The 22,207-nt window shown below is 71.8% G+C and carries 27 protein-coding genes, 4 pseudogenes and 1 riboswitch; of the genes and pseudogenes, 10 read left to right on the forward strand and 21 right to left on the reverse strand.

Annotation, left to right across the window (positions count from 1 at the left end; translation table 11 throughout):
• Nucleotides 1-3 precede the first annotated feature (3 nt).
• The 14 genes and pseudogenes from U6N30_RS03690 to U6N30_RS03755 form a co-directional block, all read right to left on the reverse strand.
• On the reverse strand, nucleotides 4-1,083 hold the full coding sequence (locus U6N30_RS03690; protein ID WP_324276181.1) for an NAD(P)/FAD-dependent oxidoreductase: 1,080 nt from the start codon (nucleotides 1,081-1,083) through the stop codon (nucleotides 4-6).
• Between the two features lie 141 nt (nucleotides 1,084-1,224).
• A complete protein-coding gene (locus tag U6N30_RS03695) occupies nucleotides 1,225-2,094 on the reverse strand; it encodes an RNA polymerase sigma-70 factor (RefSeq protein ID WP_324276182.1) in 870 nt (289 codons plus the stop codon).
• Nucleotides 2,091-2,714 carry a carboxymuconolactone decarboxylase family protein gene (locus U6N30_RS03700; RefSeq protein WP_324276183.1) on the reverse strand — a complete coding sequence of 208 codons (624 nt, stop codon included), beginning with the start codon at nucleotides 2,712-2,714 and terminating at the stop codon, nucleotides 2,091-2,093. Before U6N30_RS03700 ends, U6N30_RS03695 begins: the two co-directional genes overlap by 4 nt.
• Before the next feature lie 62 nt (nucleotides 2,715-2,776).
• Nucleotides 2,777-3,463: a hypothetical protein gene (locus U6N30_RS03705; protein WP_324276184.1), complete on the reverse strand. Its 687-nt coding sequence runs from the start codon at nucleotides 3,461-3,463 to the stop codon at nucleotides 2,777-2,779.
• Between the two features lie 203 nt (nucleotides 3,464-3,666).
• Entirely contained in the window at nucleotides 3,667-3,921 is a 255-nt protein-coding gene (locus tag U6N30_RS03710; protein WP_324276185.1) for a hypothetical protein, read from the reverse strand.
• Complete coding sequence (locus U6N30_RS03715; RefSeq protein WP_324276186.1) at nucleotides 3,882-4,439, reverse strand: ABC transporter permease; 558 nt, start codon at nucleotides 4,437-4,439, stop codon at nucleotides 3,882-3,884. Before U6N30_RS03715 ends, U6N30_RS03710 begins: the two co-directional genes overlap by 40 nt.
• The gene (locus tag U6N30_RS03720) at nucleotides 4,436-4,615 is read right to left on the reverse strand and encodes a hypothetical protein (protein ID WP_324276187.1); all 180 of its coding nucleotides are present in this window, start codon (nucleotides 4,613-4,615) and stop codon (nucleotides 4,436-4,438) included. Before U6N30_RS03720 ends, U6N30_RS03715 begins: the two co-directional genes overlap by 4 nt.
• Nucleotides 4,616-4,620: 5 nt before the next feature.
• Nucleotides 4,621-5,241, reverse strand: a complete 621-nt coding sequence (locus U6N30_RS03725) for an ABC transporter ATP-binding protein (RefSeq protein ID WP_324276188.1) — start codon at nucleotides 5,239-5,241, stop codon at nucleotides 4,621-4,623.
• Nucleotides 5,238-5,378: a hypothetical protein gene (locus tag U6N30_RS03730; RefSeq protein ID WP_324276189.1), complete on the reverse strand. Its 141-nt coding sequence runs from the start codon at nucleotides 5,376-5,378 to the stop codon at nucleotides 5,238-5,240. The genes U6N30_RS03725 and U6N30_RS03730 overlap by 4 nt, the downstream gene beginning before the upstream one ends.
• A complete protein-coding gene (locus U6N30_RS03735; protein ID WP_324276190.1) occupies nucleotides 5,375-6,280 on the reverse strand; it encodes an ABC transporter permease in 906 nt (301 codons plus the stop codon). The genes U6N30_RS03730 and U6N30_RS03735 overlap by 4 nt, the downstream gene beginning before the upstream one ends.
• Nucleotides 6,270-6,785, reverse strand: a complete 516-nt coding sequence (locus U6N30_RS03740) for an ATP-binding cassette domain-containing protein (protein WP_324276191.1) — start codon at nucleotides 6,783-6,785, stop codon at nucleotides 6,270-6,272. The genes U6N30_RS03735 and U6N30_RS03740 overlap by 11 nt, the downstream gene beginning before the upstream one ends.
• Nucleotides 6,770-6,958 (reverse strand): P-loop NTPase family protein, encoded by a 189-nt coding sequence (locus U6N30_RS03745; protein WP_324276192.1) that lies wholly within the window; start codon nucleotides 6,956-6,958, stop codon nucleotides 6,770-6,772. Before U6N30_RS03745 ends, U6N30_RS03740 begins: the two co-directional genes overlap by 16 nt.
• Before the next feature lie 83 nt (nucleotides 6,959-7,041).
• Nucleotides 7,042-7,212 (reverse strand): annotated as a pseudogene (locus U6N30_RS03750) (ATP-binding cassette domain-containing protein); the annotation flags it as partial.
• A gap of 160 nt (nucleotides 7,213-7,372) precedes the next feature.
• Nucleotides 7,373-7,609 carry a hypothetical protein gene (locus tag U6N30_RS03755; RefSeq protein WP_324276193.1) on the reverse strand — a complete coding sequence of 79 codons (237 nt, stop codon included), beginning with the start codon at nucleotides 7,607-7,609 and terminating at the stop codon, nucleotides 7,373-7,375.
• 173 nt (nucleotides 7,610-7,782) lie between these two features.
• On the opposite strand from U6N30_RS03755, the gene U6N30_RS03760 reads away from it, so the two are divergent.
• The 5 genes and pseudogenes from U6N30_RS03760 to U6N30_RS03780 all read left to right on the forward strand — a co-directional run bounded on the left by U6N30_RS03760 (nucleotide 7,783) and on the right by U6N30_RS03780 (nucleotide 9,753).
• On the forward strand, nucleotides 7,783-8,235 hold the full coding sequence (locus tag U6N30_RS03760) for a nuclear transport factor 2 family protein (RefSeq protein ID WP_324276194.1): 453 nt from the start codon (nucleotides 7,783-7,785) through the stop codon (nucleotides 8,233-8,235).
• A 259-nt stretch (nucleotides 8,236-8,494) separates the two neighbouring features.
• A complete protein-coding gene (locus U6N30_RS03765) occupies nucleotides 8,495-8,737 on the forward strand; it encodes a PspC domain-containing protein (protein ID WP_324276195.1) in 243 nt (80 codons plus the stop codon).
• 40 nt (nucleotides 8,738-8,777) lie between these two features.
• A pseudogene (locus U6N30_RS03770) lies at nucleotides 8,778-9,062 on the forward strand (maleylpyruvate isomerase N-terminal domain-containing protein); the annotation flags it as partial.
• A 59-nt stretch (nucleotides 9,063-9,121) separates the two neighbouring features.
• Nucleotides 9,122-9,484 carry a maleylpyruvate isomerase mycothiol-dependent enzyme family protein gene (locus tag U6N30_RS03775; RefSeq protein ID WP_324278648.1) on the forward strand — a complete coding sequence of 121 codons (363 nt, stop codon included), beginning with the start codon at nucleotides 9,122-9,124 and terminating at the stop codon, nucleotides 9,482-9,484.
• Between the two features lie 44 nt (nucleotides 9,485-9,528).
• On the forward strand, nucleotides 9,529-9,753 hold the full coding sequence (locus U6N30_RS03780) for a hypothetical protein (protein WP_324278649.1): 225 nt from the start codon (nucleotides 9,529-9,531) through the stop codon (nucleotides 9,751-9,753).
• 458 nt (nucleotides 9,754-10,211) lie between these two features.
• Here the strand turns inward: U6N30_RS03780 and U6N30_RS03785 are convergent, their stop codons facing one another.
• The 7 genes and pseudogenes from U6N30_RS03785 to U6N30_RS03820 form a co-directional block, all read right to left on the reverse strand.
• Complete coding sequence (locus U6N30_RS03785) at nucleotides 10,212-11,423, reverse strand: IS110 family RNA-guided transposase (RefSeq protein WP_324276018.1); 1,212 nt, start codon at nucleotides 11,421-11,423, stop codon at nucleotides 10,212-10,214.
• An 18-nt stretch (nucleotides 11,424-11,441) separates the two neighbouring features.
• Nucleotides 11,442-11,780 (reverse strand): MFS transporter, encoded by a 339-nt coding sequence (locus tag U6N30_RS03790; protein WP_324276196.1) that lies wholly within the window; start codon nucleotides 11,778-11,780, stop codon nucleotides 11,442-11,444.
• Between the two features lie 14 nt (nucleotides 11,781-11,794).
• Entirely contained in the window at nucleotides 11,795-12,637 is an 843-nt protein-coding gene (locus tag U6N30_RS03795) for an MFS transporter (protein ID WP_324276197.1), read from the reverse strand.
• A gap of 51 nt (nucleotides 12,638-12,688) precedes the next feature.
• Nucleotides 12,689-13,444: a succinate dehydrogenase/fumarate reductase iron-sulfur subunit gene (locus tag U6N30_RS03800; RefSeq protein WP_324276198.1), complete on the reverse strand. Its 756-nt coding sequence runs from the start codon at nucleotides 13,442-13,444 to the stop codon at nucleotides 12,689-12,691.
• Nucleotides 13,441-14,379 (reverse strand): FAD-binding protein, encoded by a 939-nt coding sequence (locus tag U6N30_RS03805; RefSeq protein ID WP_324276199.1) that lies wholly within the window; start codon nucleotides 14,377-14,379, stop codon nucleotides 13,441-13,443. Before U6N30_RS03805 ends, U6N30_RS03800 begins: the two co-directional genes overlap by 4 nt.
• Nucleotides 14,376-15,349: pseudogene (locus tag U6N30_RS33185) on the reverse strand (FAD-binding protein). The gene U6N30_RS03805 and the pseudogene U6N30_RS33185 overlap by 4 nt, the downstream one beginning before the upstream one ends.
• 14 nt (nucleotides 15,350-15,363) lie before the next feature.
• Complete coding sequence (locus tag U6N30_RS03820; protein ID WP_324276202.1) at nucleotides 15,364-16,077, reverse strand: hypothetical protein; 714 nt, start codon at nucleotides 16,075-16,077, stop codon at nucleotides 15,364-15,366.
• Between the two features lie 567 nt (nucleotides 16,078-16,644).
• Between U6N30_RS03820 and U6N30_RS03825 the strand changes: the two genes are divergently transcribed.
• The 5 genes and pseudogenes from U6N30_RS03825 to U6N30_RS03845 all read left to right on the forward strand — a co-directional run bounded on the left by U6N30_RS03825 (nucleotide 16,645) and on the right by U6N30_RS03845 (nucleotide 22,204).
• Nucleotides 16,645-17,265, forward strand: a complete 621-nt coding sequence (locus U6N30_RS03825) for an LURP-one-related family protein (RefSeq protein WP_324276203.1) — start codon at nucleotides 16,645-16,647, stop codon at nucleotides 17,263-17,265.
• Between the two features lie 57 nt (nucleotides 17,266-17,322).
• Nucleotides 17,323-17,541: riboswitch (cobalamin riboswitch) on the forward strand.
• Nucleotides 17,542-17,656: 115 nt separating this feature from the next.
• The gene (locus U6N30_RS03830) at nucleotides 17,657-18,058 is read left to right on the forward strand and encodes an ATP cone domain-containing protein (protein WP_324276204.1); all 402 of its coding nucleotides are present in this window, start codon (nucleotides 17,657-17,659) and stop codon (nucleotides 18,056-18,058) included.
• A gap of 23 nt (nucleotides 18,059-18,081) precedes the next feature.
• A pseudogene (locus U6N30_RS03835) lies at nucleotides 18,082-20,066 on the forward strand (ribonucleoside-diphosphate reductase subunit alpha).
• Nucleotides 20,063-21,109: a ribonucleotide-diphosphate reductase subunit beta gene (locus U6N30_RS03840; RefSeq protein WP_324276205.1), complete on the forward strand. Its 1,047-nt coding sequence runs from the start codon at nucleotides 20,063-20,065 to the stop codon at nucleotides 21,107-21,109. Before U6N30_RS03835 ends, U6N30_RS03840 begins: the two are co-directional and overlap by 4 nt.
• A gap of 66 nt (nucleotides 21,110-21,175) precedes the next feature.
• Nucleotides 21,176-22,204, forward strand: coding sequence for an LLM class flavin-dependent oxidoreductase (locus U6N30_RS03845; protein ID WP_324276206.1), 1,029 nt, complete (start codon nucleotides 21,176-21,178; stop codon nucleotides 22,202-22,204).
• Nucleotides 22,205-22,207: the final 3 nt, after the last annotated feature.

Raw genomic sequence — 22,207 nt, forward strand, 5'->3', positions numbered from 1 at the left:
AGATCAGCCGATCACACCTTGCCGCGGAGGATCCGGCGCCAGTAGATCTGCGGCAGCCCGTAGCGGTCGAAGAACCACTGCCAGCGGCGGGGCGTGAAGGGGTCGAGAAAGGGCACCGACGGGCTCGGCCGGCCGTCGCGGTCGACCTCGTTGAGCATCAGCTTCCGGCGGCTCACGGTGATCGGCATGACCGTGTAGCCGTCGTAGCGCTTCAGCTCCCTCCGCGCGCGGCGGCGTGGATGTTCCGGGCCAGGACGTCGACCTGCTTGCGCAGCGCTCCGCCGGACGGGCGGGTGGCGGCGTCGGCCGCGTCGCCGATCGCCCAGATGGACTCGTACCGGCGCGAGCGCAGCGTCTGCGGGTCGATGTCGACCAGACCCCGGTCCCGCCGGCGGCCAGGCCCGCGTCGGCGATCCAGCCCGGAGCCCGGTAGTGCGGCACGGCGTGCGCGAAGGCGACGTCCTCGAGCACGCGGCGGCCGCTGGGCGACGCGACCGTCAGGGCGTGCAGATCCCAGTCCACGCGCTCGATGCGTGCCTCGCGCAGCACCTCGACGCCGTAGTCGGCGAAGGTGCGCTCGAGGACCTCGTCGGCCTCCGACAGGCCGGTCGCGGTCGCACCCGGCAGGACGAGTCGGACGTGGAGATCCCCGAGGACACCGGAGCGCTGCCAGGAGTCGCACGCCATCAGGAGCGGCTTGAGCGCCGTGGGCGCGCACGACGCCGGCTCCGGCGGCACGGTGAACACGACCGACCCAGCTCGCAGGGACGACAGCCGCGGCCACACCTGCGGCGCGCTGCCCGGCACGTAGGTCGAGGCAGCCCACCCGTCGGCGTACGCCTGCAGCAGTCCCGGCGTCGCCTCCCAGTCCTCCACGAGCCCGGGGCAGACGACGAGCGTCGCGCAGGACAGCGTCCGTCCGCCGCGCGTGCGCACCGTCATGGTCGCGGGGTCGACCGCCTCGACGCTGTCCCGTACCCAGGTGCACCCGTCGGGGACGACGTCGGCCATCGGGCGCTCCAGGTCGGCCATCGTGGCCTCCCCGGCACCGACGTAGTTGAGCAGCGGCTTGTACCGGTGCACCGGTTGGGGGCCACGATCGTCACGTCCCGGGAGCCGTCGCGGATCAATCGCGCGCCGAGGGAGATGCCGGCGTTGCCGCCACCGATGAGAAGGATCTCGCTGCGTTCCACGTCGCTCCCGACTCAAGGCCGCGGACCTCGGTCACCGCCGCAGCTCGGCCACGGTGTCGAGCCTGCCGAGTTTGTGCGGGTTCCGCATGGCGTACATGCGGCTGATCCGGCCGTCCTCGACGACGAAGGTGATCGCCGTCTCGAACTCGCCTCCCGCGTCGATCCGGGCGGCGACGGCGCCGTTGATCAGCGGCGTGGTGATCTGGACGTGGGGTGCGAACTCTGCGAACCGGGCGAGCGCGTTGGCCACCCGCTCCCGGCCCGTCACCGGGCGCCGGGCGGCCGGCGCCAGCCCGCCGCTGTCGGCCACCACGACGACGTCGGGGGCGAGCACGTCCAGCAGCCCCTGGACGTCGCCTCCGGTGACCGCGGCCAGGAACCGGTCCACGACCTCATGCTGCTCGCTGCGGCTCACCGCCGTCCGCGGGCGTCGAGCGGCCACGTGCTCGCGCGCCCGGTGCGCGATCTGCCGGACCGCCGCGGACGACTTGCCCACCGCCTCGGCGATCTCGTCGTAGGGCACGTCGAACACCTCGTGCAGCACCAGGACCGCGCGCTCGGTGGGCCCCAGCGTCTCCAGCACGGTGAGCATGGCGATCGAGACGCTCTCCGCGAGCTCCACGTCCTCGGCGACGTCCGGGCTGGTGAGCAACGGCTCGGGCAGCCACTCACCGACGTAGTCCTCACGACGGCGGGACACGGTACGAAGCCGGTTGAGCGCCTGGCGGGTGACGATCCGCACCAGGTAGGCCCGCGGCTCCCGCACGGCCGCCCGGTCCACCTCGGCCCACCGCAGCCAGGTCTCCTGCACCACGTCGTCGGCGTCGGCGGCCGAGCCGAGCATCTCGTAGGCGACGGTGAACAGCAGGCCGCGGTGGGCCGTGAAGGGGTCGTCGGTCATGCCGAGGCGACGCCGTCGGCCGTGGCGGTCGCCAGCGGCGGCAGGCCGCAGGACGCCGCGAACTCCTGGGAGCGGATGCCGAGCGCGACGTTGGACCGGGCGGTCAGGTTCATCGCGCCGATCCTGGCAGTCAGCTCCAGCAGCGCGGGTGCCCCCAGGGCATCGAGCAGGGCGGCCGACATCTCGTCGGTCACGGTCAGCGGGGTCTGGCACATCGCCTCGGCGTACTCCATGACCCGCCGCTCCAGCGGGGTGAACGCCGTCGACTGCCGCCACCGCGGCACCTCCCGCGCCTTGGCCTCGTCGAGCCCGCGGTCGTGGGACATGAAGTAGTGCAGGTCCAGGCAGAAGCTGCAGCCGACCGTGGCGGCCGAGGCCATGGTCGCCAACGTCGCCAGGTTCGGGTCCAGCCGGTTCCACGACTCGCTCCTGCGGCCGAACCTCATCATGTCCTTGAGCAGGGTCGGGTAGTGCCACATCACCCCGGCGGCGTCCGGCACCTGGCCCAGCATCTTGCGGCTCATCGTCTTCAGCAGGGCCCCGTAGAGGCCGGTGATCTCGGTCGGGGAACTCGGGTGCTGCTCGTCATGTCTCCTCCAAAGGTGTCGAACCGTCGACATGGAGACACCGGCCGCCGATCCCGTGTGACATCCCCGTCGGCTCCACCACCCGGGGGCACGCATCAGGCGGCGGGCGGACGTGCCGGGACCGCCGAGCGCATCGCCATGGCGAACGCGGAGACCGCGAGCACGGTCGTGGCCACCAGTTCGCCGGTGGTCTCGAGCACGGTCACGCCCGTCGAGACCACCGCTGGTACGAGGGGCACCAGCGCGATGTCCAGCAGGTCGACGACGACACCGGCGACGGCGAGCACGGCGATGCCGCCCGACACGATCCAGGAGTTCCGGCGGTCCACCGGCGATGCGCGGACGTGGGTGACGAGGAGCGCGGGAGCCAGCGCCACCGCGAAGGACGCCCACACGGCCAGTTCGCCGAGATCCTGGGCGCGCAGTCCCGCGATGGCGGGGAGATCCAGCGAGCCGACCAGGGTGGCTCCGCCTCGCTCGTGCAGCTGCAGCAGGTCGTCGGCCAGCACCACGAGGAGGACGACCATCCAGGCCAGGTAGACGCCGGCGCGACGGTCGCTCCAGACGAAGCCCAGCGCGACGACCGCGCCGACGAGCTGCGCGAAGCCGAACATCTCGGGGAACGAGTTGTCCAGGTACCCGTTCCACACCGACGACGAGAACACCTGGTGGACCGGTTCCCGGGGCCCGTTCACCCGGAGGTGGACGAGGTTGCCGATGATGAGCAGGACGTCGACGACCGACAGGGCGATGGCCAGCATGAGCGTCGCCCGGGCCGTCACCGCCCGCCACGGCTCGTCCGCCGGCCTGATCTGCTGCCCCGCGGCTGCGTCCGTCCGGCGTGGGGGCATCCCTCCGAGGCTAGAGGGGCGCCACGGACGAGGACGCCGGCGCACGTGCAGATCCACGAAGCCGTCATGCGCCGGCGGTGGGGGAGGGGCTGCCCCGAGCGGACCCGGCGGCGGTCGTCACCCGGCCCGGCGCGCTACATCTCGCTGGTCAGCCGGATGGTGCGCAGCCGCCGGCCGGCGTACCAGGTGGCGCCGACGGTGACGATCAGCAGCAGGGCCACCGCGGCCCCGAGGCCGACCGCCGACGTCGCGCCGAGCTGCTCCGCCGGCGCTCCGATGATCCGCTCGGTGATCGCCAGGGACCACTGCTGGATGCTGAGCGCTTGCGCGCCGGGCACGAACTGCCCGATCAGCGCCTCCCAGACCAGGGCGTACAGCAGCCCGACCACGACGGCGTTGCGGGTGACGACCGCCAGCAGCAGGAACAGCGCGCAGTACGCGATGCCCGCCACCCCGCACCGACGGCGTAGGCGACGGCGAGGTCGCTGGTGGTGCCGGTCAGCACCAGTCCCGCGAGGAAGGTCGGCAGCGCCCCCAGCGCCGTCAAGACGGCGACCGCGACGGCGAACTTGGTGACCACGATCGAATGCCGGTTCAGCGGCTTGGTCAGCAGGTAGACGATCGAGCCGTCGTCGATCTCCGGTCCGATCGCGCCCGTGCCGGCGATCAACCCGAGCAGGGGCACCAGCGTGCCCAGCGCGAACCCGCCGAGCAGCGAGACGACCAACTGCTCGTCCGACCCGGCCAGCGCCCGGGCCAGGGCGGAGAACGCGAGCAGCACGGCCGGCAGGAGGAGCAGGAGCAGCGCCCGCCGGCGGCCGAGCAGGCTCCGGGCGGTCAGCCGGGCGATCACCCCGCTCCCCGTGACCCCGCTGCCCGTGACCCCGCTGCCCGTGACCCCGTTCATCGCGACACCAGGTAGCTGAACACGCTCTCCAGCGACTCGTCCGCCGGGCTCACCTCGTAGAGCCGGATCCCGTTCCGCCGCGCTAGCGACGGCAGGGTCCGGACGAACGCCGCGAAGTCCGTGGCCTGGACGTGCAGCGCGCCGGACCCGTCGTGCGTCCCGGTGCCGCGTTCCATGGACGTCAACCGCACCCCGGACACGCTCCCTCCGCCATGATCGCCGCCGCCAGGGCCCGGTCGTCGTCCGACCGGATCGTGTACTGGTGTGGCCGCTCGGTCATGAGCCGCCGGATCTCCCGGAAGTCCCCGGACGCCGCGTGCCGCCCCGCCACCATCACCTGGATGTTGGTGGCGATCTGCTCGACCTCCTCGAGGATGTGCGAGCTGAACAGCACCGTCCGCCCCCGCCGGCCCATCTCCACGAGGAGGTCCATCAGCTGCAGCCGCTGCCGGGGGTCCATGCCGTTGAACGGCTCGTCGAGCAGGAGCACCGGCGGGTCGTGCACCAGGGCGGTGGCCATCTTGATCCGCTGCTTCATGCCCTTGGAGTACGTGGCGATGCCGCGGCCCTGCGCGCCCGTCATCTCCACCGTCTCCAGCGCCCGGTGCGCCGCGGCCTCCGGATCGGGCAGCCGGTGCAGCCGGGCGTTGGCGAGCACGAACTCCCACCCGGTGACGACGTCGTACATGGCCTCCCGCTCGGGGACCAGGCCGATGCGGCGGTAGATCTGCTCGTTGCGCCAGATGACCTCGCCGTCCAGCGTCACCGAACCGGTCGACGGAGGCAGCAGGCCGCCCATCATGTGGATGAGGGTCGACTTGCCGGCACCGTTGGGGCCGAGCAGCCCGGTGACCCCGGGCCGATCGTCATCGTGACGTCGTTGACCGCGACCACGTTGGCGAACCAGCGCGACACCTGGCTGATCTCCAGCGTGCTCATGAGCCGGTCACCCGCCGGTAGCGACGGAGCAGGAGGCCGTAGCAGGCGGCCACGAGCAGCACGGTGACGGCGACGAAGACCGCCGTCCCGACGGTGCCCGGCGGGCCCGCCCACAGCACCGTGTCGGTGCCGAACAGCTCCGTCGAGACGCCGTCCACCAGGGAGAAGGGGGACAGTAGCCCGAGGTAACCGGCCACGGTGCCCGCGCCCTCCTCGACGGCGATGGCCTGCGCCGCGGTCTGGACGCCGGCGAGCACGAGCAGGACCGAGACGATGGCCGCGATCCCGAGACCTCTGCGCGGGGTGAACGCGGCGATCACCAGCCCGATGCCGGCGAGCACCACGGCCAGCAGCGCGGCACCCACCAGCGAGCGGAGGTAGTCGGGCAGGTGCTCGCCCAGCGGCATCTCGGCGAGCAGCGCGCCGGCGAACAGGATGGTCAGCGGCGCGGCCAGCAGCACGAACACCGCCGTCGCCGAGGCGGCGTACTTCGCCCGCACGTAGTCGACCCGCCGCATCGGGCGTGAGAAGTACAGCGGCACTATGCCGAAGCGCAGGTCGCGGGACACGCTCGCGGGTGCCTGGGCGGCGACGTAGACCGCGATCACCACCTGCAGCTGGGTCAGGTAGGCGGTGTAGCCCACGGGCAGCTCGGCACCTCCGGTCACCGAGGCGACCACGACGATGATCAGCGTGGGCACGCACATGGCGGCGAGCAGCAGCATCGGCATGACCTTGGTGCGCGCGGCCCGGCCGAGCCCGTAGGACCCCTTGAGGCTCTCGGCGAAGAGGGAACGCTGGACGTAGCTGCGGCCCAGCCGCGGCCCGTCGTAGTGCCGGTAGCCGATGTCGTGGATGACCCCGTGCTCCGGGCGGCCCCCGGCGGCTCCCTCAACCGACACGGAGATCGCCCTCCTCGTCGGTGCGGGTGGCGAACAGCTCGGCCATCCGGTGCCGGCGTCGCTCCATCCGCACCAGTCCGATCCCGAGGTCGGCGGCCCCGTCGCGGACGAGGTCGTACGTGCCGTCGTCGTGCAGTTCGACCTCGAGCAGCCGGCCCACCCGGCCCACGGTCAGCCCGGCCGCGCGCAACCGGACGGCGAGGTCGTCCTCCGCGGCGTCCACCTCGACCACGACCACCGAGCTGACGGCGGTCATGTCGGCCGTCGAGGACGACCGCAGCAGCCGTCCGCCGTCGATGACGACGACGGAGTCGCACACGCGCTCCAGCTCGCCCAGCAGGTGCGAGGTGACGAGCACCGAGATGCCGAACTCGGTGCCGATGCGGCGGATGAGCCCGAGCATCTCGTCCCGCCCGGCCGGGTCCAGGCCGTTGGTCGGCTCGTCCAGCAGCACGAGCCTCGGGTCGTGGGCCAGGGCCTGCGCCAGCTTCACCCGCTGGCGCATCCCGGTGGAGTAGCCCCCATGGGGCGGTACCGCTCCTCGTACAGGCCGACGTGCCGCAGCGTGTCGGCGGTCCGTTCCCGCGCCGCCGTCCGAGGCAACCCGGACAGCCGGGCCATCTGCACGACGAACTCGGTCGCCGACATGTCCGGCGGGAGGCAGTCGTGCTCGGGCATGTAGCCGACCCGCTCGCGGATGCGCTCCCCGTCGGTCGTGACGTCGAGACCCAGGACGCTCGCGCGGCCCGACGAGGGGTCAGCAGGCCCAGGAACATCTTCAGCAGCGTCGACTTGCCCGCGCCGTTCGCGCCGACCAGGCCGACGACGCCCGGCGAGACGTCGACGCTGAGACCGTCCACGGCGGTGACGGTTCCGAACCGCTTCGTCAGGCCCTCGGTCGTGATCAGGGATCCGCCCGTCGGCGGCGCCACCTGGTCGCTCAACGGATCTCCCTGGGCTCGGCCGTTCGTCGTCCTGCTGTCCGGAGCGAGGCTAGGGCCGCGGCGGTCGCGTGTCGTCGTACCAGGGCGTGATGTCCGGGTCCCCTCCAGGGGAGGGCAGGGTGCCGCCCGGGAGGCGGGCCGACCAGGGTCACCCGGCGATGCGGGCGCACTCCTCGCACCGGTCGACGTCGGGCGTGGCCGGCCAGTCCTCGGCCGCGGCGGCCCGGACGAGCAGCCCGCAGACCGAGGCCTCGAGCCCGTCGACCACCGGTTTGGCGACGGCGTGCACCACGTTCCCCACGCGGGCCGAGCCGCAGTCCTCCGGGCGGATGTCGCGTCCGAAGGGCCCGACGCTCAGGGCGGTCACGAAGAGGCTTGCCGTCATGTCGACAGCATGGACATCGGGGGTGTCCAGCAGGTGACGACTCCTTGAAGACTCGGCCGTCGGATGTGGAGTTCGGCACCATCCCTCCCACAAGCCGGCGCTGCGCGGTCCCTGTCGTCCGGGCAGGGTGGGGTCGGGCGCCCGATGGTCGGTCCGCCCCTCCAGGAGGCCCCGTGTCGCGACCGCCGCTCCCGCCGTTCACCGTCGAGACCGCACGGCAGAAGGTGCAGGCGGCCGAGGACGGCTGGAACACCCGCGATCCCGTCCGGGTCGCCCAGGCCTACACGGAGGACACCGTCTGGCGGAACCGGGACGAGTTCCTGCGAGGCCGCGACGACGTGGTCGCGTTCCTGACCCGCAAGTGGGAGCGGGAACTGGACTACGCGCTGCGCAAGGAGCTGTGGGCGTTCACCGACGACCGCATCGCCGTGCGCTTCCAGTACGAGTGGCACGACACCGAGGGCCGGACGTGGCGCTCCTACGGCAACGAGAACTGGGAGTTCTCCGCCGACGGGCTGATGCGGCGGCGCGAGGCAAGCATCAACGACGTGCGGATCGAGGCCGCCGACCGCGCGATCCACGGCCCCCGGGAGGACGGCGACACGACCCCGCTGCCGCTGCGGTGAGGTGCCGCTCGACGTGATGTCCCTCGGTGAGATCGGCCTGAGGCATGAGGAGATGAGAGCACGGCTGTCTGACGACGGGCTCACACCCTGACCCGGGAACCAGGGTCGGATCCGGGGTCACCTGATGGTCGGCGGCCCGGCCCGGTCGGCAGGCTTGCGCCATGACCAACGCCGTACCGCCCACCCCGTCTCCCGCCCAGCCCGCCGGGGAGCAGCCACCCCCGTCCGACCGCAGCTGCGCCGCAGCGGCACCGACCGCATGATCGGCGGCGTCTCCGGCGGCCTCGCCGAGTACAGCGGCATCGACCCCGTGCTGTGGCGGGTCGGGTTCGTCGGACTCACGCTCGCCGGCGGTGCCGGCATCGCCATCTACCTGCTGCTCTGGGTCCTGATGCCGTCCGGACCGCTGGCCCCCGGTGAGCAGCCGAGCCCGCTCGAGCACCTGGTCGGCCGTCTCCACGCCCGGCTCTCCGGCGCCCGGACGACGCCTCCGGCCGGCTGACCGTCGCAACCGGCCGACCCGAGAACCAGGAGCGGGACCGATGACCAACCGGTGGTCGCAGAGTCCTTCGTCGGGAAGCCCGTGCGCAGCGCCCGTCGAGGCGCCCGAGGAGGACGACGTGACGGAGACCGACATCCGCGCCGCGGTGGTGGCCGAGCGGCGCGCGCAGGTGGAGCTGTACGCCTCGCTCACCGAGGAGGAGTGGGGCAGCCCCAGCCTGTGCGCCGGCTGGCGGGTGCGGGAGGTGCTGGCGCACGTCACGATGCCCTTCCGCTACTCACTCCCGAGGGTCGTCTGGGAACTGGGCAAGGCGCGCGGCAGCTTCGACCGGATGGCCGACCGCCGCGCCCGCATCGACGCCCGCCAGTTCTCCAGCGCGCAGCTGTGGAGTCGCTGCGCGACAACGTCGGGCACCCGTGGTCCCCGCCCGGTGGTGGTCCCCTCGGCGCGCTGTCGCACGACGTCATCCACGGCCTCGACGTGTCCACGCCCCTGGGGCGCGAGGACGGCGTCTCTCCGGAACGGATCGGCATGGTGCTCGGCGGCCTCCGCCCCAAGCAGGTCGCGTTCTTCGGCGTCGACCTGGACGGGGTGCAGTTGCACGCCGAGGACATCGACTGGTCCTACGGCAGCGGAGCACCCGTCCACGGCCGGGCCCAGGACCTGCTCCTGCTCGTCTGCGGCCGCAGGGTCCCGGCCGGGAGGCTGCACGGGCCGGGTTCGGGTCGATTCGTGCCGGCGCGGTAGCCGGACGCCTCCTCGAACGCGGGGATCTCCGCGACACTCGTGCCATGAGCACCGACCCCCGCCCGGGCGAGGACGACGTCGACCGGGACGACGCCCAGGCGCTGTCGCGGGCCACCGGCGGCGAGAAGAGCGACCAGCCGGACGCCGGAGCCACCACGGGGACCGGCGAGTCCGGGACGTTCGTCGGCCGGTCATCCGGTCAGGACGGCGGCTACGCGGGGAGACCGGGGCGGAACGCAGGGCAGCGGCGGACGAGGACTGATATGTGAGGTCGGTCTGTCAAGTGGCAGGTCGAGGCGCCGCCAGGGCTGGCTGCTCTGGCGGCGCCTCTTCTGTGCTGGCTCGTGCGAGGCATCGACGGAGTTGGCGTGTCGTGCGACGCGCGGTCGAGACTGATATGCGCGGGTTGGATACCGCAGTACGGCGTTCGGCTGGGGCGCCTCGGCGTGTCTGAGGTCGAGCGTCACGACGTCGTGCCTGTGTCGGGTCGACGTGGTGGCTCACAGTCCTTCCGCCGGTCGGGCCCCTCGCGCTGCTTCCGTTGCTGCCCGGTGCTCGAGCCAGGTCTGTGATGGGGTGGCGGCTCCCTCGGCTTGCTCGCGCCCCGGGTTGCTGTTCGGTGTCGCCCGCAGCCGGGGTCAAGGCTGGCCGGAGGCCACCCGGAGGGCATGGCCTTGACCACGGCGAGGACGGCGCCAGCAGGGTGGCCCGGGCGGGAGCGAGCCGGTCAGGCGTCGGGAAGAGTGGCCAGCGACCAGCACCAGCCGGCCAGTTCGCGGGCAATCGCGACGCAGGCCACGGTGTGCTTCTTATTGCGGCTGCTCAGCTGGACCCAGCGATCGTGCAGACGCTGATTGCCGGCGTGCCCGCGAACCCGGGCAGCCGGAGTTGCCTGGTCCCAGCGGGCGCGCATGGTCGGCCCGATCCGGTAGGCGGGCTGGTGGTGCCAGGCGGCTTCGACCAGCAGCCGTCGGACGTGGCTGTTGCCGGTCTTGGTGATCGCGCCCTGGCGTCGGGAGTTGCCCGAGGAATGTTCGGAGGGGATCAGGCCGAGGTAGGCGCCGATGCTGGCGCCGGTGAACCGCGACCAGTCGCCGATCTCCACGGCCAGGGAGAAGCCGGTCAGGGTGGAGATGCCGCGCAGGCAGCACAACCGCCAGGTCACCGGGGTGAACTCGCTGTCGGCGGCCAGCGCGGTGATCTGCTCGTCCAGCCGATCACGGCGGGCCACCGTCAGCGTCAGTGCTTCCAGGTCGGCGGCGTAGGCGGCCTGGGTGCCCGCCCGCCCCGGCCCGTCGAAGCGGATCTGCCGTAGCCACTGCTCGTGCTTGCCGGTCCAGGCCGCGCCGCCGGAGTAGACGTGGCCGTGCCGCAGTAGCAGCTTGGAGAGCCGATGCCGCACCCTCATCAGGTCACCGCGGGCGTCCTCGCGGGCCCGAACCAGATCCCGGGCCGATTCCTGGGCCACGGTGGGCACCCGGACGGCGACGATGTCGTCCAGGCGCAGCAGCCTGGCCAGCAGCACCGCGTCCCGGGCGTCGGTCTTGATCCGATCCCCGGGCGGGCGGTTGATCTTCGACGGCGCGGCCACCTCGCAGCGGATCCCGGCAGCTGCCAGTGCCCGGGCCAGCCCGAAGCCGGTCGGCCCGGCCTCGTAGGTCACCGCCGCCGGCGCCGGCAGATCGTGCACCCAATCTAGGACCACGCGCGGATCAGGCACCAGCCGCTGCTTGATCAACTCGCCGGTGACACCGTCAATCGCCGCCGCGGAAACCGATCGTGCATGCACATCCAGCCCAACGCTCGTACGCTCTGCACCCATCGGGGCCTCCCCACACATGTCGGATAGGCCGGGCAGGGGCTCTCTGTCCGGCAACCCACGAATCTGTGTGAGTGGGGCCCCGACCCGCAACCGCTCCTCACGGAACCGTCGGGTCATACGGTCTGACCGCGGTGGTCAGGCCGTCGGTCGCGTCGCGGCGCGCTTGTCCGGCCGCATCGCCAGCGCGCTCAGCAGGCTCGCACCCAGTACGGCGGCGCTGACGGCGAACGCGACCTGGAAGGACGCCACGTCGGTGAGCCAGCCGGCGATCAACGGACCGGCGATGGCGCCGAGGTCGGCCGACATCTGGAACACCGCGACCACGCGACCGCCCCTCGCGGGGCTGACGTCGGCGACCAGCGCGGCCGGGGCGCTGGCGAGCAGCGACGCGCCCAGCCCGAACAGCGCCATGGAGAAGAGGAACGCCCCGATCGCCGGCGGGAGCACGAGGATCAGCATGGATCCCGTCGCCACCGCGGAGCCGAGGATCAGCGAGGGCGCCGCCCCCAGCCGTCCACCAGCCGGCCGGACCCGAGCAGCGCGACCGCCTGGGCGAGGGACCCGGCCAGCAGCCCCGCGCCGGCCCAGGCGACCGTGCGACCGAGTTCCTCGGTCACGTACAGCGGCACGAGGGAGTTGCGGACGCCGAACAGCACCCAGCCCACACCGAGGTTGGCGATCAGCGCCGCGATGTAGACCCGCGACCGCAGCGCTGTGCGCAACGACACCGGCCCGGCGTCCAGATCGGGGCCCGACTGCACCGGGGTCTCGCCCGGATCGGTGGCCGACGGGGCCGTCCGGAGCAGCAGGAGGCCGACCGCTCCGGCGACGAGGAGGAAGCCGGCGTAGAGGAAGAACGGCAGCCGGGGTGACAGCGTGGCCAGCAGCCCGCCCGCCGCCGGCCCGGCGATGCCGCCCAGGATGAACCCGCCCTGCCAGGTCGCCGCGGCCCGGCCCCGATGCGTCGGCGGGGCCACGCGGAGCAGCAGGGAGAGCGCCGCCACGGTGAACATGGCGCTACCCACGCCGCCCGCGGCCCGCAGCGCGAGGAACACCGGGAAGGAGCCGGCGAGACCGGCGAGGCCCGTGGTGACGGCGACGATCACCAGACCGGTGGTGAGCACCACCCGCTCACCGAACCGCTCGACCATGGTGCCGCCGCTGAAGGCGGAGACGAACCGGAAGAAGGCGAACGCGCTGACGGCCAGCCCGACAGCCGTCGTCCCCACCCCGAAATTGCGGGCGAAGATGGGGATGGCCGGCGCCACGATGCCGAAGCCGAGGGCCACCACGAACGCGATGACGGCCAGCACCCCGACCTCGCGGGGCATGTCCCCCGCCCGAGAAGCCGCACGAGGACGGATCCTCGCACGGGCCGGCGTTCAGTCTTTCGGGCGCCGGCCGATCTTCGAGCCGAGCCAGGTGAGCGGGTCGAACTTGCGGTCCACCACCCGCTCCTTCAGTGGGATGATGCCGTTGTCGGTGAGGTGGATGCCTTCGGGGCACACCTCGCTGCAGCACTTGGTGATGTTGCAGTAGCCGAGCCCGAAGTCGTCCTGGGCGGCGTCGTGGCGGTCCAGCGTGTCCAGCGGGTGCATGTCCAGCTCGGCCAGTCGGATCATGAAGCGTGGCCCGGAGAACGCCGCCTTGTTGCCCTCGTGGTCGCGGAGGACGTGGCAGGTGTCCTGGCAGAGCCAGCACTCGATGCACTTGCGGAACTCCTGCGAGCGCTCGACGTCGATCTGCTGCATCCGGTGGTTGCCGTCCTCCTCGCGCGGCCTCGGCGCGAGCGCCGGGATCCGTGCGGCCTGCTCGTAGTTGAAGGAGACGTCCGTGACGAGGTCGCGGATCACGGGGAAGGCGCGCAGCGGTGTCACGGTCACCGTCTCGTCCTCGCCGAACGTGCTCATCCGCGTCATGCACATCAGCCGCGGGCGCCCGTTGATCTCCGCGCTGCACGAGCCGCACTTGCCGGCCTTGCAGTTCCACCGGACGGCGAGGTCGCCGGCCTGGGTCGACTGGAGCCGGTGGATCACGTCGAGCACCACCTCGCCCTCGTTCACCTCCACCGTGAACGTCTGCAGGTCCCCGCCCTCGGCGTCCCCGCGCCAGACCCGGAAGGTCGCGTCGTACGTCACGCTCTGCCCCTCCTGAGCTCGCGAGCTCGCTCACGCTTCCTCCTCGCTGGCGCTCGTCGTTCGCGTCGCCGCTCTGCTCCTCTGAACTCGCAAGCTCGTTCACGACTCGAAGACCTCGGCGAGCTCGGCCGGCATCCGGGGAGGGGTTGGCGGGTCAGCGCCACGCTCCCGTCGGGGGCTCGCGAGCAGATCAGGTTGGTCCGCGACCACTCGTCGTCGGTCGCGGGGAAGTCGTCGCGGGTGTGCCCGCCGCGGCTCTCCTCCCGCTCCAGCGCGGCCCGGGCGATGCACTCGCTGACGACCAGCATGTGCGGCAGGTCGAGCGCCAGGTGCCAGCCGGGGTTGTACTGGCGGTGGCCCTCGACCGACAGGTTCGCCACCCGCTCCTTGAGCGCCGCGATCCGCTCGAGCGCCTGCTCCATCTCCGGCGCCGTCCGGATGATCCCGACCAGGTCGTGCATCGTCTGCTGCAGATCGTGCTGCACGGTGTAGGGGTTCTCGCCGCCCTCGTGGTCGAACGGCGCGAGCGCGGCGCGGGCGGCGTCGGCCAGCGCCTCGTCGGGGAGCTCGACCCGGCCGATCCGCGTGAGCGCGTGCTCGGCCGCGGCCAGCCCCGCGCGCCGGCCGAAGACCAGCAGGTCCGACAGCGAGTTGCCACCGAGCCGATTGGACCCGTGCATGCCGCCGGCCACCTCGCCGGCCGCGAACAGCCCGGGGACGCGGGCGGCCTCGGTGTCGGGGTCGACCTCCACGCCGCCCATCACGTAGTGGCAGGTGGGCCCGACCTCCATCGCCTCGGCCGTGATGTCGACCTCGGCCAGCTCGCGGAACTGGTGGTACATCGACGGCAGCCGCTTGCGGATGTACTCCGCCGACCGGCGCGAGGCGATGTCGAGGTAGACGCCGCCGTGCGGGGTACCGCGTCCGGCCTTCACCTCGCTGTTGATGGCGCGGGCGACCTCGTCGCGGGGAGGAGCTCCGGTGGGCGCCGGTTGTTCTTCTTGTCGTCGTACCAGCGGTCGGCCTCGTCCTCGGTCTCCGCGGTCTCCTTGCGGAAGAAGTCCGGGATGTAGTCGAACATGAAGCGGTTGCCGGCGGAGTTCTTCAGGATCCCGCCGTCGCCGCGCACGCTCTCGGTCACCAGGATCCCGCGCACCGACGGCGGCCAGACCATGCCGGTCGGGTGGAACTGGACGAACTCCATGTTGACCAGCGTCGCGCCGGCCTGCAGCGCCAGCGAGTGCCCGTCGCCGGTGTACTCCCAGGAGTTCGACGTCACCTTGTAGGACTTGCCGATCCCGCCCGTGGCGAGCACCACGGAGGGGCCCGCCAGGCGACGAAGCGCCCGGACTCGCGCCTGTAGCCGAACGCGCCGGTGATCTCCTGCTCGCCGCCGTCCCCGGCCGGTCCGGTGAGCAGCCGGGTGACCGTGCACTCCATGTAGACGTCGATGCCGAGGGCCACGGTGCGCTGCTGGAGCGTCCGGATCAGCTCGAGCCCGGTGCGGTCGCCGACGTGGGCGAGGCGGGCGTACCGGTGCCCGCCGAAGTCGCGCTGGCTGATCAGCCCGTCGGGGGTGCGGTCGAAGAGGGCGCCCCAGTCCTCGAGCTCGCGGACGCGGTCGGGCGCCTCCTGGGCGTGCAGCTGCGCCATCCGCCAGTGGTTGAGCATCTTGCCGCCGCGCATGGTGTCCCGGAAGTGCACCCGCCAGTTGTCCTCGGGCCACATGTTGGCCATCGCCGCCGCGATCCCGCCCTCCGCCATGACCGTGTGCGCCTTGCCGAGCAGTGACTTGCACACCACGGCCGTGCGCGCGCCGTTCTCGTGGGCTTCGATGGCGGCCCGCAGGCCTGCACCTCCCGCCCCGACGACGACGACGTCGTACTCGTGCCGCTCGAGCTCCATCGATGAGGCCCCATTCAGAAGAAGCGGAGATCGGTGATCGTGCCGGTGGCCAGCAGGAAGACGTAGAAGTCGGCGAAGGCGACGCCGAAGAGCGAGATCCAGGCGTACTGCATGTGCCGGGCGTTCTGCTTCGAGACCCAGGTCCACGCCTTGTACCGCAGCGGGTGCCTGGAGAAATGGTTCAGCCGCCCTCCGACGATGTGGCGGCAGGAGTGGCAGGAGATCGAGTACATGAACAGCAGGACGGCGTTGGCCAGCAGGATCAGCGTGCCGAGGCCCATGTGCCCCCACTCGCCGGTCTCGTCCCGGAAGCCGCGGAAGGCCTCGTAGAAGAGGATGACGTTGAACAGAAGCGCCGCGTACAGGAAGTACCGGTGGATGTTCTGCCCGAGCAGCGGGAGGCGCGTCTCGCCGGTGTACCGGCGGTGCGGCTCGGCGACCGCGCACGCCGGCGGGGAGAGCCAGAACGAGCGGTAGTAGGCCTTCCGGTAGTAGTAGCAGGTGAGCCGGATGCCCAGCGGCAGCACCAGGATGTAGAGCGCCGGGGAGATCCACGACGGGCCGGTGAAGAACTCCGGGAAGCTGTCGCCCTCGCACCGGGTGGTGATGCAGGGCGAGTAGAACGGCGAGATGTAGGGCGAGGCGTAGTAGTGCGCGTTCTGGAAGGCCCTGAACGTCGAGTACGCGATGAACAGCACGAGCACGACGACGGTGACCAGCGGCTGCACCCACCAGCGGTCGGTGCGCAGCGTCCGTTCCGCGATCGCGGCGCGGCGCGGGGCCGGCCCGCCGTCCCCCGGCCCGGGGTGACCGCTCCCGTCCCCCGGGGGCCGTGGTGGTCACGACGCCAGGAGATGCGGGTCGGCGCCGGTCGCGCGGATGACGGCCACGTGCTGCCCGAACGGCATTCCTGCCTCCAGCTTCGCTGCTGAGCCCGACGGCGGGTGGAGCGCAGTGGATCACGGACGTCGGGTGCGGGAAAGGTGTTTGGCGGCGCGTCGGTGCGGCGCGCCGGGAAGAGACCGTCGCCGGTGGTCGCAGGTCGACGGGGACGCCGGCGCCGGCCACCCCGGGACGGGGAGACCGGGTCGGGCCCCGGGGATTCCCGGATGGTCCCGGTGCTGTGGGACATCGTGCCCTGAGCTCCCCGGCGTGCGGAGAGGCGCTCAGCCCGCTCGAGCGGCTCGTGCAGCGTCTGCACCAGACCGTCCGCGGCAGTCGTTCCACGCCGCCCGCGGTGTCACCACTGCCAGGATGAGCCCGTCCGCATCCCGAGCCCACCAGGAGCATCACCCGTGACCGTGCCCTCGGAATCCCAGCCGCCGGCCCCCATGATCGTGCCGACGTTCTTCGTCAAGCAGCGGGTCACCATGATGGTGAACCGGTACGAGCTCCGCGCGGCCACGCCCGACGGCGGCGACGGGCAGCTGATGGCCCTCGCCGAGCAGAAGCGGATGAAGCTCCGCGAGGAGGTCGTCTTCTTCGCCGACGAGTCCAGGAGCCGACGGGTGTTCTCCTTCAAGGCCCGGCAGCGGCTGGACGTCGGTGCCGAGCACGACGTCCTCGACGAGTACGGCCGGTCGATCGGCTACTTCAGCAAGCAGTTCGGCGCCAGCCTGCTGCGCTCCACCTGGAAGCTCTCCGCCCCCGGCCTCGAGGCGGTCGGGCAGGAGCGCAACCAGTTCATCGCCGTGCTCCGCCGGGTGTGGAACTTCATCCCGTTCCTGAACAACATCCCGGTGCCGTTCCTCTTCCACTTCGACTTCACCGACACCGCGACCGGTGCCCTGGTGATGAGCAGCGAGAAGCGGGTCGCCCTGCGTGACCACTACACCGTCACCGTGCCGGATCCGCGGCTGGACTTCCGCGTCGCAGCGGCGATGGCGGTGGCCCTGGACGCGCTGCAGAGCCGCTGACCCACCCCGACACGCCGCCGGAACATGTAGTGCCCCGGTTCTGTCGGAACCTCCACATATGGTGGTCGCGCAGCTGGTCCGGAGCGCTCTGCACGAGCGGTTCGGGGCAAGAGGGAACCCGGTGGAAATCCGGGACTGTCCCGCAGCGGTGAATGGGAACGACCGCCGTCAGGAGCACTGGGTGCGCGAGCACCTGGGAAGCGACGGCCAGTAGGAGCCGACCGGCAGGTCGGCGCGCCCGTGAGTCCGAAGACCTGCCAGCCGCACCGCGCACGCCCGTGCGCGGTCGTCCGGGACCTCGGGGATCGGGTCCGTCGGACAGCTCCGGCACGGCCGGGGCTGGCGGCTCCTCCTCGCCCGGACTCGGATCTGGCCTCCGAGGAGCGAGCAGATGACCCTGACCGAGCAGCCCACCACGGCGGTGGCGGCGAGCCAACCACCGCCGCCGACGCCCCCGGCCCGCAGCACGATGCACGTCCGCAAGCGCAGCGGCGACCTCGAGCCGGTCGACGTGAACAAGATCGTCCGCGCCGTCGCCCGCTGGTGCGACGACCTCACCTGGGTGGACCCGCTGAGGGTGGCCACCCGCACCATCAGCGGCCTCTACGACGGGGCCACCAGCGCCGAGCTCGACCGGCTCTCCATCCAGACGGCAGCCGAGATGACGGGGAGGAGCCCGAGTACTCCCGGCTCGCCGGCCGCCTGCTGGCGAATTTCGTCCGCAAGGAGGTCACCGGCCAGGGCATCGCCTCGTTCAGCCAGAGCATCGCGCTCGGCCACGAGGCAGGGCTGATCGGCGACGCGACGGCGCAGTTCGTGGCCCGGCACGCCCGCAAGCTCGACGACGCGATCGACCCCGACGCCGACCGCCGCTTCGAGTACTTCGGGCTGCGCACCGTGGCCGACCGGTATCTCCTCCGGCACCCGACCACCCGCCTGGTGATCGAGACGCCGCAGTACTGGCTGCTGCGCGTGGCCTGCGGGCTCGCGCGGACACCGGCCGAGGCCGTCGGCTTCTACCGGCTGATGAGCTCGCTGGCCTACCTGCCCAGCTCGCCGACCCTGTTCAACTCCGGGACCCGGCACACCCAGATGAGCTCCTGCTACCTCGTCGACTCCCCGCGCGACGAGCTCGGGTCGATCTACGAGCGCTACGCGCAGGTGGCGGCGCTGTCGAAGTACGCCGGCGGGATCGGCATCGCCTGGTCACGGGTGCGCTCCCGGGGGCGCTGATCCGCGGCACCAACGGGCAGTCGAACGGGATCGTGCCGTGGCTGCGGACGTTGAACGCGTCCGTCGCGGCGGTGAACCAGGGCGGACGGCGCAAGGGTGCGGCCTGCGTCTACCTCGAGCCGTGGCACCCGGACATCGAGGAGTTCCTGGAACTGCGGGACAACACCGGGGAGGACGCCCGCCGCACCCACGACCTCAATCTGGCCAACTGGATCCCCGACGAGTTCATGCGCCGCGTCGAGGCCGACGAGCCGTGGTCGCTGATCGACCCCGACGAGGTGCCGGAGCTCCCCGACCTGTGGGGCGAGGAGTTCGACGCCGCCTACCGCGCCGCGGAGGCGGCCGGGCGGATCGTCCGCCAGGTGCCGGCCCGCGAGCTGTACGGCCGGATGATGCGCACCCTCGCCCAGACCGGGAACGGCTGGATGACGTTCAAGGACGCCGCCAACCGCACCTGCAACCAGACCGCGCGGCCGGGCACCGTCGTCCACCTGTCGAACCTGTGCACCGAGATCATCGAGGTGTCCAGCGACAGCGAGACCGCCGTCTGCAACCTCGGTTCGGTCAACCTCGCCCGGCACCTGCTCGTCGCACCCGACGGGCGGGCCGAGGGCCTGGACTGGGAGCGGCTGCGGGGCACCGTCCGCACCGCCGTGGACTTCCTCGACCGGGTGATCGACATCAACTACTACCCGAGCCAGCAGGCCGCGGCGAGCAACCCGCGGTGGCGCCCGGTCGGGCTCGGGCTGATGGGGCTGCAGGACGTCTTCTTCGCCCTCGGGCTGCCGTTCGACGGCCCCGAGGCCCTCGAGCTCTCCACCCGGATCTCGGAGGAGATCTACCTGACCGCGCTGGAGACCTCCGCCGCTCTCGCCGCCAGGCTCGGCGCCCACCCGGCGTTCAGCCAGACCCGGGCGGCCGACGGCGCGCTGCAGCCCGACCTCTGGGGCGTCCAGCCGACCCAGACCGAGCGGTGGGCGAGCCTGCGCGCCGCGGTGGCCGAGCACGGGCTGCGGAACTCGCTGCTGGTGGCCATCGCGCCGACGGCGACGATCGCCTCCATCGCCGGCTGCTACGAGTGCATCGAGCCGCAGGTGTCGAACCTGTTCAAGCGGGAGACGCTGTCGGGTGAGTTCCTCCAGGTGAACGGGGCGCTGGTGGCCGAGCTCAAGCGGCTCGGCCGGTGGGACGACGAGACGCGGCAGGCGCTGAAGCGTGCCGAGGGGTCGGTCCAGGGGATCCCCGGGCTGCCCGAGGAGACCCGCCGGCTGTTCCGCACCGCGTGGGAGCTGCCGCAGAAGGCGCTCATCGACCTGGCCGCCGCGCGTGCTCCGTATGTGGACCAGAGCCAGTCGCTGAACCTGTTCCTGGCCAACCCGACGATCGGCAAGTTGTCGTCGATGTACCGCTACGCCTGGGCAAGCCGCCTGAAGAGCACCTACTACCTGCGCTCGCGGCCGGCGACGCGCATCCAGCAGGCCACCGTCGGCGTGCGGACGGCGGCTCCCGTCGAGGACGCCGTCGCCTGCTCGCTGGAGAACCCGGAGAGCTGCGAGGCCTGCCAGTGACCGGGCCCGCGTCCACGACTCCCACCGACTCCCCGGAGACCCCCATGCTGCTCGACCCCGGGATGGAGCTCACGCTCCGGCCGATGCGCTACCCGCACTTCTACGACCGCTTCCGCGACGCCATCAAGAACACCTGGACCGTGGAGGAGGTCGACCTGCACTCCGACCTCGCCGACCTGCGCCGGATGACCCCGGCCGAACGGCACCTGGTCAGCCGGCTGGTGGCCTTCTTCGCCACCGGCGACACCATCGTGGCCAACAACCTCGTGCTGAACCTCTACCAGCACGTCAACTCACCCGAGGGCCGGCTGTACCTCTCCCGCCAGCTGTTCGAGGAGGCGGTGCACGTCCAGTTCTACCTGACCCTGCTCGACACGTACGTGCCCGACGAGGCCGAGCGGCACGAGGCGTTCGCCGCGGTCGAGAGCATCCCGTCGATCAAGCGGAAGGCCGACTTCTGCTTCCGCTGGATCGACTCCCTCGGCGATGTCGAGGAGCTGCGCACCCGCGAGGACCGGCGGGCGTTCCTGCTCAACCTCATCTGCTTCGCCGCCTGCATCGAGGGGCTGTTCTTCTACGGCGCCTTCGCCTACGTCTACTTCCTCCGCTCGCGCGGTCTGCTCAACGGCCTGGCCAGTGGTACCAACTGGGTGTTCCGGGACGAGTCGATGCACATGGCGTTCGCCTTGGACGTCGTCGACACCGTGCGGCGGGAGGAGCCCGATCTCTGGGACGACGACCTCGAGGCCCAGGTCAGCGAGATGCTCGCCGAGGCCGTCGAGTGCGAGGTCCAGTTCGCCGAGGACCTGCTCGGTGGCGGCGTGCCCGGGATGAGCCTGCCCGACATGCGGGCCTACCTGGAGCACGTCGCCGACCGCAGGCTGGAGCTGCTGGGGATCCCGGCGCGGTACGGCTCGGCCAATCCGTTCGCCTTCATGGAGCTGCAGGACGTGCAGGAGCTGTCCAACTTCTTCGAACGCCGGGTCTCGGCCTACCAGCTGGGCGTCAGCGGACAGGTCTCGTTCGACGACGAGGAGTTCTAGGTCCAGTCCGGAGGTCCGGGACGGCGGCGTCGCCGTCCCGGACCCTCGGGAAGCCGCGCCGCCCCCATGGCGTTGCACCGGGCAACCAACGTGAAGGGCTTCTCCATGCGCATCCCGGTGTCCATCCTCGACCTGGCCCCCATCGCCCGCGGTGAGACCGCCGGCAGCAGCATCGCCGCCAGCGTCGCCCTCGCCCAGCGCGCGGAGGAGCACGGCTACCGGCGGGTCTGGTACGCCGAGCACCACAACATGCCCTCGATCGCGTCGTCGGCGACCAGCGTGCTGATCTCCCACGTCGGCGCCCACACGAGGACGATCCGGCTCGGTGCCGGCGGGGTGATGCTGCCCAATCACGCGCCGCTCACCATCGCCGAGCAGTTCGGCACGCTCGAGGCGATGTACCCGGGGCGGATCGACCTCGGTCTGGGCCGAGCACCGGGGTCGGACCAGAACACGATGTACGCGCTGCGCCGGAACCCGAACTCCGCCGACCGGTTCCCGCAGGACGTGCTGGAGCTGCAGGCCTACCTCGCCGGCGAGACCCGCGTGCCCGGCGTCGACGCGATCCCCGGAAAGGGCACGAACGTCCCGCTGTACGTCCTCGGCTCCTCCATGTTCGGCGCGACCCTCGCCGCCGCGCTGGGCCTGCCCTACGCCTTCGCCTCGCACTTCGCGCCGCAGATGCTGGCGCCCGCCGTCGAGGCCTACCGGCGGGAGTTCACGCCTTCGGCGCAGCTGGCCGAGCCCCACGTCATCGCGGGCGTCAACGTGGTCGCTGCCGACACCGTCGAGGCGGCCCGGACGAACCTGGCAGCGGTGAAGCGGAACCTCGCCATCGGGCTCTTCGGTCGCGGGCAGAAGCTCAGCGACGAGCAGGCCGACGAGCTGCTGGCGCAGGGCGCGGGCACGCACGTGAACTCGATGCTCACCCACACCGCCGTCGGCACCCGCGCCGAGGTGGGGGACCACCTCGACGGCTTCCTGAGGACCGCCGACGCCGACGAGCTGATCGTCGCCCACCAGGCGCCGACGACGGAGGCGCGGCTCCGGTCGGTCACCCTCCTCGCGGAGGCGCTGGAGGACGTCCGGGTCTGACCG

This window comes from Blastococcus brunescens (assembly GCF_035320885.1).
Taxonomy (GTDB): Bacteria; Actinomycetota; Actinomycetes; order Mycobacteriales; family Geodermatophilaceae; genus Blastococcus_B; species Blastococcus_B brunescens.